This window comes from Bacillota bacterium (assembly GCA_036504675.1).
Lineage (GTDB): Bacteria > Bacillota > Sulfobacillia > JAJYWN01 > JAJZPE01 > DASXUT01.
On record DASXUT010000026.1, the window covers coordinates 1 to 12641 of the forward strand.

The window sequence follows — 12641 nt, forward strand, 5'->3', positions numbered from 1 at the left end:
CGATCTTGTTGATGACCGGGACGATCGCCAGGTTGTGATCCATGGCCAGATAGGCATTGGCCAGAGTCTGAGCCTCGATGCCCTGGGTGGCGTCGACCACCAGGAGGGCCCCCTCGCAGGCGGCCAGACTTCTCGACACCTCGTAAGAGAAGTCGACGTGCCCCGGCGTGTCGATGAGGTTCAGGACGTAGTCCTGCCCATCCTTGGCGTGGTAGGTCAGGTGCACGGCGGTGGCCTTGATCGTGATCCCCCGCTCCCGCTCCAGGTCCATCTGATCGAGGACCTGCTCCTGCATGTCGCGGGCAGCGATGGCCCCGGTCTTTTCGAGGACGCGGTCGGCCAAGGTCGATTTGCCGTGGTCGATATGGGCGATGATGCAAAAGTTCCTGAGACGCTCTTGAGGCATAAAGAAAATCCCTTTCGGCGCGGGATTAAGACAGCTAGATACATAGATTATACACCTGCCGCGAAAACCCCGGCAAGGCCGCGGTCCCGGCCGCTTAGCGGCCGAGCGCGTTCCAGAGCCGCTTGAGGGCGCCCCGCCAAGCCTCGACCGTGCCGAGGGCGATCCGGCCGGCGGGTTGCCGCCGAAGCTCGGCGACGGTGAGCGTCTCCGACAGGTGTCCGCGGTGACCGACCAGGGACAGGGCGTAGACGCCCGGCTCCGGTCGATCGACGCTGAAGGCTTGTCCGGCGAACGGGCGACCGGCCAGGTACGACAAACCGGCCTCGGCGGTCGACAGGCCGAACTGTAGGATGACGATGGCGGCCAGGAAGATGGCCGCCGTTTTGAAGCGATCTGGCATACTGGAAATACGTTGCCTAATCGGGGCCGGATTATGCGGGGCGGCGGGAGGCCGACGGTGGGCCGTCAGGTCCCGGTCGACCCGGCCGGCTTCTTGACCAGCCCCGAGATGACCTTCGCCAGGATCCGCGCGGTCCGCAATTCCTCATCAAGCGAGTTGTCCTGCCCGCCCACCTCGAACAGGAGGACGGTCGGCGAGAAATGCTGATTGTAGCGGTCGGCCTTGACGACGATCCCCCGGCAGAGGCCGGGGTACTGGGCTTCCAGGGCGGCCGAGACCTGGCGGGCGAAGGCATAGTTCTTCTGCCAGTTGGGCTGGCGGAGCTGCTTTGAGCCACTGCCGATGATCAGCATCACTCGGGCGACGTCTTTTCCGTCAACCTTCAGGATGGTGTCCTGGCGGGCGGCCGAGTCCCGGTGCAGGTCGATGATCATCTGCAGGCCTGGGTAGTCTCGCAAGAGGTCCTGGACGGTCGTCGCTGAGCGGGTATAGGCCCCCAGATAGCCATCGGCGTCGTGGGCCCGGCGGATCTGGACCGCCCCGAGCCCGTATCGGTCGTGCAGTTCCCGGACCAGTTCCTCGCCGACCCGCATGACGTTGTAGTTCAGGTCGCTCGAGTAGGCGTTAGGCTGGGCCGGCTTCCCCGCGGCGAGAAGGTCTGGCGAGAACGACTCGGATGAATGCGTACTGTAGACGCCGACGACGATCTGGCCCTTGTCTCCCAGGATCAAAGGGTCGGTCCCGACGGTCGGGGTCGATGGCTCAGCCGGCGGCGGGACGACGACCTCCTCATGGGCTCCACCGTTTCCGGCCTCGGAGTCGGCTCCGGACGCCACCTGGGTCCGGCCGAACAGCGGCACGCCGGCGTTCAAGAGCGACAGGGGATCGGTCGGCCTGAACCCCAGGACGTAGACGGCGGCCTGGTTCAGTAGACCATCATCCACGGCCGGCGACGGGCCGGCCTCCTGCAGGCCCATCAGCGGAATGGTCTGGTCGAGGATGCCACGGAGGAGCCGTCTCTGCAGGTCTTTCCACCCCCGGGCGGCTCCGGGGTTGAGGTCCTGATCAGACGCCGTCGCGGCCTGAACGGACGGTCCGCTTGGCGCGGCGGGCTGCCCGGTAGCCAGGGCCGTGACGGCGACCTGGTCGGACCTGACCGACCCCGCCGGGCGGACCAGCAGAATCAGCCTTGAGTCGTCGATCAGCAGGCCGACGGTGGCCAGACAGGCGAGGAGGAATAAGGCCATCAGCCCGGCATGGATCCGGCCGAGACCGGGCACCCTTATTCGGGCGGTCGCCTTCCAGCGTCGTTTGGCCAAGCCCGTCACCCCCATGTAACCTATCCTATGATGGACAGGGCCGTCCATGACTTTTGTCCCAGTCCGGGAATTGGCCCCAGGGGATGCGAAAATCCCGCGCGCCCTCATGCTTAGCGCCCGGGATCCGGTCCTGGGGTCGTTCTGGACGAGCCCGTCTTGGACGGGCTCGATGGGGTTTGAGGTCTTCCTCGACCACGGGACCCCCGCGGGAGGCCGCCGTCAACCGGCGACCACCACGGGCCGGTTCAAGTCCGCAGTTGCGTCGGCACCAAGGCGTCGATGACCCCGATTACGAGGGCCGCCAGCAGGGCCCCGATGATCGACACCCGCATTGTCGGGACCAGGAACTGGGCCAGGTAGATCACCGCGGCCGAGACCACAAAGCCGACCAAGCCACGACTCTGCGCCGACACCCGGCGTCCCAGGACGGCTTCGATGACCCAGCCGATGGCGGCGATGACCAAGGCCGCCAGAAGGGCATTCCAGAAGCCGGCGATCCTGAAACCGGGGACAATGTACTGCACGAACAACAGCACGAGAGCGGAGACGACGAACCTGACAATCGCTCCGAGCACCGGTTTTCACCCCCCTCAGGATTGGACTGAAAGTAATGGATTTCCAATCCTAGACTACCCTGTCTAGACAGGCTTTATGCGCCGGGGAGGGTTTTCTGCCGGCCTGCCCCCTGGTCAAAACCGGCCGAGCTTGCGTCATCGCTGGCAGCCATGGTAAAATCTTGTAAGCAGGAGGTGAGCTAAAGTGGCCAACATCAAGTCAGCGGCCAAGAGAGCCCGGACGGCCGAGAAGAGGCGGGTCATCAACAGCGGGGTCCACAGCCGGATCCGCGCCGTGACCCGGGAGTACAGGGATGCCATTGCTGAGAAGAAGGTCGACGACGCGCGTCGGTTGCTGGTTCAGGCCACCAGCTTGATCGACAGCGCCTCCGGCCGTGGAGTGATCCACGAGCGGGCCGGCGCCGGGCAGAAGTCCCGGCTGGCCAAAGCCTTTGCCCCATTGGCCAAGGCCAAACCAAAGCGGGCCACGCGGACCCGCAAGAAGACCGCTCCCGCTCCCGAGCCCGTGGTCGAAAAGACTCCGGCCGAAGAGAAGGTCGCGGCGCCCTGAACCCGTAGAACAAACGACCCCGAAGGCGAACCGCCTTCGGGGTCCTCTTATCGGCTCAGTCGAGGGACCGACCGGGGAAGCTTGGGGGGAGCTTGGCCTCACCCCCGCGGGGGCTTCAGACCCTCATACCAGGTCGAGGAGGAGAAGCTCGACGGCCAAAGCCGGGTCGGTCTCGGTCGTCTTGATCAGCAAATCGGTCTCAAAAGTCCTGGAGATTGCCCGGATGAGCTCCTCGGCGGTGAAGCCGCGGCCCTGCTCAACCAACCGCCCGACGAGGAAGGGTTGGACCCCGAGGGCGGCGGCGATGCCTGCCTGGTCTGTCTCGGCATCGAGGAGGACCCGGGTCTTGAGGAGGCGGCGCAGTTGCATGGTCATCAGGCCCATCACGGCCAAGGGGTGGACTCCCTGACGGTCGAGGGCCCGCAGGAGCTCCAGGGCTTGTTCCCGCCTCCGGTAGCCGAGGGCGTCGACGAGGTCCCAGACCCGTCGCTCGGCCGTGGGCGAGGCCACCGCGGCGATGTCCCCCGGGGTGATGACCGGACGGTCGCCCGTGTAGAGAGCGACCTTTTGCAGCTCCTGGGCCACCGTCCGCAGGTCGTCGCCGACCGTGTGAATCAGCTCCAGGGCCGCTCCCTGGTCGAGTTGCTTACCGGCCCCAGCCGCCCTCTGAGCGGCCCACCTGGCGGCCTGCCAATCTTTCAGCTTGGCACAGTTGACCAGGGCCCCCGCTCTCTCGGCCGCCTTGGTCACCTTCAGGCGCCGGTCGGGGTCGGGCAGCCGGCGCTCACGCCCGCTGGTCAGGGTGAAGATAAGACAGGTCGTCGGTGACGGCGAGGCCAGGTAGCTTAGGAGGGCGTTGGGCTCGGCTTCGCTTGACGAGGCCGGGCTCGAGCCCACGCCGGCCGCGGCGGCGCTCTCACCGGCGGCGGCGTCTCCCTCAGCCTCCTCTTCGCCCACTTCCGGATCGGGCTCGGCCGGTTCGGCGCCGGACCTCCCGGAACCGGCCTTAGCCGATTGGGCAGCCTTCCGGCGGCCGGGGCGGAAGAAGCGAGCCTCGCCGACCACGACCAGTCGCTTCTCAGCCATGAAGGGAAGGGTCTCGGCGGCCGAGGTGACCTCTGAGGGAGCCACCGTGGCCCCGTCGAACCGGCTGAAGTTGAAGTCCTCCAGACCTGGGGGAGTCAGCCGACGACGGGCCGCCGCCACGAGCTCGTCAAAAAGGAAGGGCTCCTCGCCGAAGAGCAGGTAGACTGGGCGAATCGCCCCTCCCTCGAACTCCTTCAGAGCGGCTTCATAGCCGAGTGTTTGGCTCATGGGCTGTGGTTTCGACCCGCCCCGGGCGAAAACCTCCGACTGAAACTTCTTGACTATTTTCGACTTCCTTCGCACCTCCGGGCTGATAAGATTAGAAGTGGGGATATTTTCCCCCAATTCCAAATCCGGGAGGGAAGACGTTTGGTTAGAAGGATTGTCAGCGTCGTCGCCTGCTTGGCCATGGTCCTATCGATGGCGTCAGTGGTAGGCTGGTCGGCCCCGAAGACCGGGGGGCCGTCGGCCATGCCACCCAACGAGGGCAAGATCATGGAGGCCCTTCAGGCCCGCGGGCTGATCCCGGCCGGAGCCGACCCGGATCAGGCCGAGAGCATCCTTCACAACTACCTGAACGTGAAGCTGAACGGTAAGGGCAAGTACGTGTCCTCAGTGGACAAGCCCTCGCCCAAGGGCGCCAAGGAAGTCGGCCAGATGGAGAAGGCCTTCCGCGGCGGCAACACCCCCGGCTCGCAGCCCATCCCGCTCAGCAAGAAGACCGGCGTGGGCAAGATCCTGGTCCTCCTGATCGAGTTCGCCCAGGCCCCCGGACCGATGCATGGCAACCTCCCGCAACCGGCCGACCCGACCAAGGACTACTGGGCTCCGAGCTTTGAGCGGGACCATTATGTAGACACGCTCTTCAACCGCAATAATCCGGATTCTCTGGCGTCCTACTACATCAAGCAATCGGATGGGGTTTTCACCGTTGACGGCGGCGTCTATGGATGGGTCCAGCTGCCGCACGATGAGGCCTACTACGGTGCGGACGATCCGAACGGCGGAACCGACGACTTGAACGGTCCGGTATGGAGAGTCGTCAAGGATGCGGTCGACGCCGCGGCGGCGGCCGGCCTGAACATCCCCTACCGGGACTTTGACGCCGATGGAGACGGTTATGTCGATTCCCTGATGCTGGTCCACGCCGGCGCCGGTCAGGAAGGCGGCGGCGGGGCCCAGGGCGACGATTCCATCTGGTCGCACAGCTGGTTCGTCGACTATGCTCACTACGGCTATCGGACGGCCGACGGGACCTGGGTCGGGTCCTACACCATTGAGCCCGAAGACGGCGCCACCGGCGTCTTCGCCCACGAGTATGGTCACCAGCTCGGCTTGCCCGACCTCTACGACACCATCTACAGCGGCGAGTCCTCGACCGGCTTCTGGACCCTGATGTCCTCCGGCAGCTGGTGCGGCGTCCCGCTCGGCGCCCAGCCCTCCGACCTCGACATCTGGTCCAAGATGGTCCTCGGCTGGACCCCCGACCTGAAGGAAGTCGATAAAGGCGCCGGCCAGCGGAGTTTTCACATCCGCAACACCGAGATCAACGGGTCCTTCGCCAAGGGCTTCCGGGTCAACCTCCCGGCCCACCCGGTCACCCTCAGCGTCGTCGCCCCCTATGAAGGCCAGTTCGAGTTCTGGAGCCAGATGGGCGACGACCTCAACAACACGATGACCCGGGCCTTCGACCTGAGCGGAGTGACCTCCGCCACCCTTAACTTCAAGACTTGGTATGACATCGAGAAAGACTACGACTACGGCTACGTCGAGGTCTCCAAGGACAACGGCGCCAGCTGGAATTTCGTGGCCGGCAGCATAACCACCGTCACCGAAGGCATTCCCGGGATCACCGGGACCAGTGGCGGCTGGGTGGACGCCAGCTATGACCTGTCCGCGTACGCCGGCAGGCCAATCCAGCTGCGCTTCCGCTACTACACCGATCCGGGAGTGGCCCAGAAGGGCTGGGTTATCGACAACGTCAGCCTCCCCGAGTTGGGCTACTTCGACGGGGCCGAGACCGGCGCCCCCGGCTGGACCTTCAATGGCTTTCAGGTCTTCGCCGGCAGCTCGACCACGATGAAGGCTCACTACTACATCGGTGAGCTTCGGAACTTCGTGGGCTTTGACAACAGTCTGAAGTACGTCTACAACTACTTCAAGACGGTCTACCCGAACGACAGCTTCGAGCGTTTCTCCTACGGCCCCGGCGTCCTGCTCTGGTACCGAGACACCGCCTTTGTCGACAACTGGGTCGGCCTGCATCCGGGCCAGGGCCGCCTGCTGATGGTCGATTCCCATTGGAAGCATGTCCGGGGCGTCGACGGTCGCCCGCTGCGCACCAGGATCCAGGTCTTTGACGCCGCCTTTGGGCTGGCGAACACCCCGGCCCTGACCATCCACGACCGCAGCGGCAGGCTGACAACAGTGGCGCCGCAGCCCGGCGTGGGCGCCTTCGACGACTCCCTGCCGTGGTGGGAGAGCCCGGGTCGGTTCACGACCTCTGACACCAGCGTCATCGTGCCGGCCGGGTACGGGGTCAAGGTCTACGTCGACGGCATCTCCGATGACGGCAGCGGGGCCAAGATCACCGTCGATTTCAAGTGATCCCCTGAGCCATCGTTGGACCGGCCGGCCGGTCGGCTTTCCGAGGAGGCGGGACCATCGTCCCGCCTCCTTTCTTATGATCGCCTTCCGTTACCGACCAGTTCGGCCCCGGCGGAACGTCCTGACCCGCAATCCTCGGCCATCGACGGTGAAGGTGATCGCCCCGTCCGCGTCCGTCCGGAGGACCGTCGCCCCGGCCGCGGCCAACCTGGCCTCCGTCCGCGGAGAGGGGTGCCCGAAGCTGTTTGGGCCGACGGAGATGACGGCGAAGGATGGGGCGACGGCGGCGAGCCACTCAGCCGAGGTCGAGAACTGGCTCCCATGGTGGGCGACCTTGAGGACGATGACCGCGGCCGGCTCTGCCCGTCCTGCCCCGAGCCCCGCCGGCCGGCTCAGGAGAGCCGCCTCGCCTTCGCTTTCGAGGTCCCCGGCGAACAGGAAGGTCGCCGGGCCGCAGTCCAGTCTCAGGACGACGGAGGAATTGTTGACGTCGGAATGGGTGCCCGTGAGGGCCGCCGAGCCCGGGCTGAGGACCCGGAGGACCGAGCCGCCCGCCAACTCGATGTCTTCCCCGGCGGTCAGAGCGATGATCGGTGGGCCGCGGCCGGCCAGCCGCGGGCGGGCCAGGTCGAGACCCTCGCAGGTGAAAGCAGTCCCGCCCGCCGGCACCCGACCCATGGCGACCATCCCCACGGGCAGGGCATCCAGCACCGCGGCCAGCCCGCCGCTGTGGTCGTCGTGGGCGTGGGTGACGACTAGGAGGTCGATCCGCCAGACCCCAATTCGGTGCAGATAGGGCACGATGGTCCTGGCGCCGGCGTCGATGATGGTGGCCGGCGCGGAGGCCTCCCGCCCGGCCGCGCTCCCCGTGCTCGTGCGGCTCCCCACGTCGATGAGCACACAGCCGCCCCCGGGCAGGCGGACGGCGGCGCAATCACCTTGGCCGACGTCGAGGAAGGTCACGCTCAGGCGGGAGGGAGGCAGTAGGCGCGGCCAGAGGAAGAGGACGAGCGCCAGGATGGCGATGAGGACGCCGGGCGCCAGGGACCTGGCTGTCCGTGGCGGACCCGCGATCCCGGGGCCGGGGCCGACCCGTCGTCGGGACACATACCACCAACCCAGCGAGGCATAGTAGGCCACGTCAAGCCACCAAGGCGGGATGGCGGCGTGGAAGTAAGCCGCCGGCAGGCGACCGGCCAAGGTCACGATGGCCGTCAAGGCCCATAGCGCCAGACGGCAAGGAAGGAAGACGGCCGCGGCCAACGGGGATGGAGTGATGAGCCCGAGGAGGGCGGCGACGACCCCCGCCACGACCAGGAACCCAGCCAGGGGGACGACCGCCAGGTTGCTCACCAAGGCAAGGCACGGCGCTTGGTTGAAGAGGTGGAGGGTCAGCGGCAGCAGGGCCAGTTGGGCCCCGATGGTCGCCTTCAGGGCCGTCGCCGCGGGATGCGGACGCCCCATAGTCCGGTCGCCAACTCGCCGGGCCGAGCGGCGGGCAGCCGGTGTCCCGGGGTCCTCGGCCGCACCGAGCAGCCCCGCCGTGGCCAGGAAGGAAAGCTGGAAGCCCGAGTCGGCCATCTCCAGGGGAGAGCGCACCAGGATGATCAAGCCGGACAGGGCCAGGCCACTGGCGGCCGACGTGGGACGCCCCAAGGTCCGGCCGAGGAGGACCACGGTGGCCATGATGGAAGCCCGGACGACGGAGGCCCCCATCCCGGTCATCAAGGCGTAGAACCAGACGACGGCGATGGCCGCCAGGGCCGCCCGCTGCGGCCGTAACCGAAGCCGGCGGGCCAACCAGACGACGGCTCCGCTGACGAAGGCCACGTTGGAGCCGGAGACGGCGAGGATGTGGAAGACTCCGGCGTCTCGGAAAGCCTTCTCGACCTCCGGCGGCAGGCCGCGGCTGCCGCCAAAGACGATACCTTGCAGGAGGGCGGCTTCAGTTGGCCTGAGGTGCTTGGCGACGGAGTCTCCGAGGGACTGGCGACAGGCCAGGGCGAGCCCGGTCATGGTGGGGATCGGGGGGCCCCGCCCGGCCTCGCGTTGCTGAACGTCCAGGAGCGCGGCCACTCCGCGGCGACGCAAGTAGGCCTGGTAGTCGAACTCTCCAGGGTTGCCGGGAGGCCGCGGCAGGCTAAGGTCCCCGTGCAACCTGACGGATGCCCCATGGCGGGGTAAGGCCGGGGACGCGGAATTCGGGGTGTCCCCGGGGCCACCGACCCTCTCGCGGACGAGGACCAGGCCCTCGAGCTTCACCGTCTGGCGGGCGGTGGCGACCTCCCGCACCCTGACCAGGTACTGCAGGGATCCGGACCGGACCTCGGGGTCGCCGACCACCGACCCGGACAGAGTGACCCAGCGGGAGAGCTCTCCGGAGCCGGTTGAGGCGGGACCGGTGGCGATGGCCGCCTGGGCGGCCACCCACCGGCCGAGGCTGCCCAAGCCCGACGACCGAGCCTCCAGGGCGTTGAGGGCCCCGAAGCCGATGGCCAGCAAAGCCACGCCGAAGATGCCTGATCGGACCGGGGTGCCCCGTGACCAGCCGACCCACGAGGCCGACGAAGCCTGCCACCTGGCGGACGCGGGGGGCGGGCGCAGGCCGATGACCACGGCCGTCAGTCCGACCGCGACCGCGACCATTGTCAGACCGGCGACCCACGGCGAGCCGGTCGACACGGCCGCCCCGAAGACCACTCCCAGGCCATAGCCAACGGCCACAAGGATCAGCGGGCTCAATCGGCCACCCCTCCCCGGGCGGGGAAGGGGCTTTCGTCATCCCGTCAGCCAATCCTCTCGCTTGTCGACCGAAAGCCCCCGGGGATCACCCCGGGGGCCGAAGCCGCTCCACTCCACCAATTTCCGCTACGGTCGGCTTTGATCAGGCTTCGGTTGCGGTCTCGCCGCTTTCGTCCCCCGCCCGCCGCCGGCGGAAGCCGGCTCAGGCGTAGGCTCCTTGGCCGCCCGGGCGTTGGCCTCCTTGAACTCGGCAATGGCCCGGGCGCCCGGGGACATGGCGTTGATCATGTACGACCGGGCCTCGACCGGTTCGTTCTGGTATCCAGAGGCCTCGTTGCCGCCCTCGCCTTTTTCCCTCGTCTCAGGCTGTCCGTTTTTCTTCTCCATCCGCGATCACCTCGCTTCACCCGGCCATCCCCGTCCCGCTGGGGTGGTCCGGGTCGATTCCGGCCGAGCACGGAGCCGACCAAGTACGGAACCGATCGCCTGAGCCTTCCAGGAGGAAACACCTGCTCGTCCCAAGAATACGAGAGATCGTCGGCAAGGGAGGATACCCGGCTAATGCGCGAGATCATCGGTGTTATCGTGGCTTTCGCCCTCATCTTCTGGTTATCCAGTCGCCGGATGCAGCTGGGGTTGATCATGTTGATCAGTTCGACCGTCCTCGGCCTCTTCGCCGGCGGCTTCGAGCGGCCCCTCGGCCTTCTGACCACCTTCTACCGCGCTCTGACCGCGCGGGACACGATCGAGTTGGCCGTCATCGTCGCCCTGATCACCGCTCTGGCCCGGGTGATGGGCGACTTCGGCTTACTGCAAGCCATGTCGCAGGCACTGGCCCGCCTGCTCCGGAGCACAAAACTGTCGCTGGCCCTCGTCCCCGGGGTCGTCGGGTGCCTGCCGGTGATGGGCGGAGCGATTGTCTCGGCGCCGATGGTCGACGCCCTTGGCGACCGCCTCGACATCGACCGCGAACGCAAGTCGGCCATCAACGTCATCTTCCGCCATGCCTGGTTCTTCGTCTTCCCCTTCAGCACCAGCCTCGTGCTGTTGGCCCGCCTGGACGCGGTTGACGTGTTCGGCCTGATCCGCCTGCAGTGGCCGATCTCGGTCGCCGCCCTCGTCTCCGGCTATCTCTACTTCTTCGGTCGGCTGCCGAGGGAATCGACCCTGGGGGTCGGCTATCGCTTCTGGCCGGGCCTTCGCGATTTCCTGGTCACCGGAGCCCCCCTCCTGACGGCGATCATCCTCGGGGTCGGCCTACCCATCCCCTTCTATGGGCTGTTTCGGCTGCCGCTGTGGGCCGCCCTGGCGGTCGGTATCGTCGTCGGGATGGCCCTCGGCCGGCGTCATCCCAAGTTCCGGTGGGACCTTCCCCTCCGTGGCGTCAACTGGCCGATGGTCGGGACGATGGCCGGGGTGATGGTCTTCCTCTGGGCGGTGAAGGGAGTCACCATTTTCCCGACGATGATCGAGTGGTTGACCGGCAATGGCGTGCCCCTGTCCCTCCTATGCGTCATCATCCCGCTGGTCATCGGGTTGGCCTCAGCCGCTCAAGCCACGACCATCGCCATGACCGTTCCCGTCCTCCTGGCCACCGTACCGACGCCGGACAAGCCCCTCTACGCCATGCTGATCTACGCCAGCAGTTACGTGGCCTACGTCGCCTCTCCTCTTCATCTCTGTCAGATCTTCTCGGTCCAGTACTTCCGAGCCGACCTCACCAAGGTCTACCGTCACTACGTCATTCCGCTGTCGGCGGTGTTGGTGACGATGGCCATCATCTACTTCATCGCCCGCTGATGGCCCACTGAGGCGGCCCGACGCCCGGCTTCATCGGGGGACTTCACCATTCATGCAGACGGGTGATGCCAGTCGAAGACGACTGGCATCTCGCTTTTCTCGGCCACGCTCAGGACCTCCTTGACGGCGGAGGCCCGGTCGTCGTTCTCCGGGGCGGGCCGGCTTCACCAAGCCGTGTACCCCCCGTCGACGTAGAGGTTCTGTCCGGTGATGAAGGTGGCGCCGTCGCCGGCCATGAGGACGACGGCCCCGACGATTTCCTCCGGCCGGCCGAACCGGCCCAGGGCGTGCCTGTTCTTGATCAGGTCGCCGAGAACGGGAGTGGTCTGGAGTTCCTTGGTCAGGTCGGTGGTGATGAAGCCCGGCCCGATGGAATTCACCAGGATCCCGGACTTGGCCCATTCGCAGGCCAGGGCCCTGGTGAGGACGACGATCGACCCTTTGGCGGCGTGATAGACGCTGGCCCCAATCTCGCTTCCGACGATCCCGAAGATGCTGCCGATGTTGATGACCCGGCCACCCTGACCGCGCTTGATCATCTGCTTTCCGACCGCCTGGGTGATGAAGAAGAGGCCGCGGATATTGACCCCCATGACCTCGTCCCATTCCTCGGGAGTGACCTCCGCGGCCGGGTGGGTCGGGCCGACTCCGGCGTTATTCACCAGGATGTCGATCTTGCCCAGGTCGGCGGCAATCTGGCCGACCGCCCGGCGGCTGTCGGCGACGTCGGCGACATTGCCCTTGACAAACAGCCCTCGGCGGCCAAGTCGTCGGATTTCATCGATGACCTCCTCGGTCTTCGGGCTGAGCCCGAGGATGGCCACGTCGGCCCCGAAAGTGGCCAGGCCGAGGCTGATGGCCCGGCCGATGCCACGGCTGCCGCCGGTGACCAGGGCTACCCGGCCGTCGAGATTGAACAGGTTACGGGTCACTTCCAAGAGGACGGTCGCCTCCCGCCACAGATGGGATGGGCCTAGTGTGCCTTCATGCGGAGGGGGGTATGCAGCCGCCTGGGCCAGCCTCGGCCCGACCAACGCGCCCGGACGGCCCTCGGCGATGGGTTCGAAGGCCCCTTCAGTAACACCGAAAATTGAGGGGCAATAGAATATTAAAGCACAAAGTAACTGAAAAGTTTGACTCGTGCGCTTAATCGCAT

The 12641-nt window shown here is 66.6% G+C and carries 11 protein-coding genes; 3 read left to right on the plus strand and 8 right to left on the minus strand.

The genetic code is table 11. The annotated features are described in order from the left end of the window. From VGL40_01910 to VGL40_01925, 4 genes are all read right to left on the minus strand, one after another. Positions 1 to 406 (minus strand): GTP-binding protein (locus VGL40_01910; GenBank protein HEY3314026.1); only part of this gene is annotated, 406 nt, incomplete at its 3' end. Positions 407 to 500: 94 nt separating this feature from the next. After that, positions 501 to 806, minus strand: a complete 306-nt coding sequence (locus VGL40_01915) for a hypothetical protein (GenBank protein ID HEY3314027.1) — start codon at positions 804 to 806, stop codon at positions 501 to 503. Between the two features lie 65 nt (positions 807 to 871). After that, a complete protein-coding gene (locus VGL40_01920) occupies positions 872 to 2125 on the minus strand; it encodes a stage II sporulation protein P (GenBank protein HEY3314028.1) in 1254 nt (417 codons plus the stop codon). 245 nt (positions 2126 to 2370) lie between these two features. Then, entirely contained in the window at positions 2371 to 2700 is a 330-nt protein-coding gene (locus VGL40_01925; GenBank protein HEY3314029.1) for a phage holin family protein, read from the minus strand. Between the two features lie 184 nt (positions 2701 to 2884). Between VGL40_01925 and rpsT the strand changes: the two genes are divergently transcribed. Then, positions 2885 to 3250, plus strand: coding sequence for a 30S ribosomal protein S20 (rpsT, locus tag VGL40_01930; protein HEY3314030.1), 366 nt, complete (start codon positions 2885 to 2887; stop codon positions 3248 to 3250). Between the two features lie 123 nt (positions 3251 to 3373). On the opposite strand, the gene holA is transcribed toward rpsT, so the two are convergent. Then, a complete protein-coding gene (gene holA / locus VGL40_01935; GenBank protein ID HEY3314031.1) occupies positions 3374 to 4564 on the minus strand; it encodes a DNA polymerase III subunit delta in 1191 nt (396 codons plus the stop codon). A gap of 141 nt (positions 4565 to 4705) precedes the next feature. Here holA and VGL40_01940 point away from each other — a divergent pair, with 141 nt between their 5' ends. Beyond that, positions 4706 to 6943, plus strand: a complete 2238-nt coding sequence (locus VGL40_01940) for a M6 family metalloprotease domain-containing protein (protein ID HEY3314032.1) — start codon at positions 4706 to 4708, stop codon at positions 6941 to 6943. A gap of 90 nt (positions 6944 to 7033) precedes the next feature. On the opposite strand, the gene VGL40_01945 is transcribed toward VGL40_01940, so the two are convergent. Next, positions 7034 to 9685 carry a DNA internalization-related competence protein ComEC/Rec2 gene (locus VGL40_01945; GenBank protein ID HEY3314033.1) on the minus strand — a complete coding sequence of 884 codons (2652 nt, stop codon included), beginning with the start codon at positions 9683 to 9685 and terminating at the stop codon, positions 7034 to 7036. Positions 9686 to 9811: 126 nt separating this feature from the next. Next, positions 9812 to 10072, minus strand: coding sequence for a hypothetical protein (locus VGL40_01950; GenBank protein ID HEY3314034.1), 261 nt, complete (start codon positions 10070 to 10072; stop codon positions 9812 to 9814). A gap of 174 nt (positions 10073 to 10246) precedes the next feature. Between VGL40_01950 and VGL40_01955 the strand changes: the two genes are divergently transcribed. Next, positions 10247 to 11485, plus strand: a complete 1239-nt coding sequence (locus VGL40_01955; GenBank protein ID HEY3314035.1) for a DUF401 family protein — start codon at positions 10247 to 10249, stop codon at positions 11483 to 11485. 164 nt (positions 11486 to 11649) lie between these two features. Here VGL40_01955 and VGL40_01960 read toward each other — a convergent pair whose 3' ends face one another. Next, positions 11650 to 12417: an SDR family oxidoreductase gene (locus tag VGL40_01960; GenBank protein HEY3314036.1), complete on the minus strand. Its 768-nt coding sequence runs from the start codon at positions 12415 to 12417 to the stop codon at positions 11650 to 11652. Positions 12418 to 12641 lie beyond the last annotated feature (224 nt).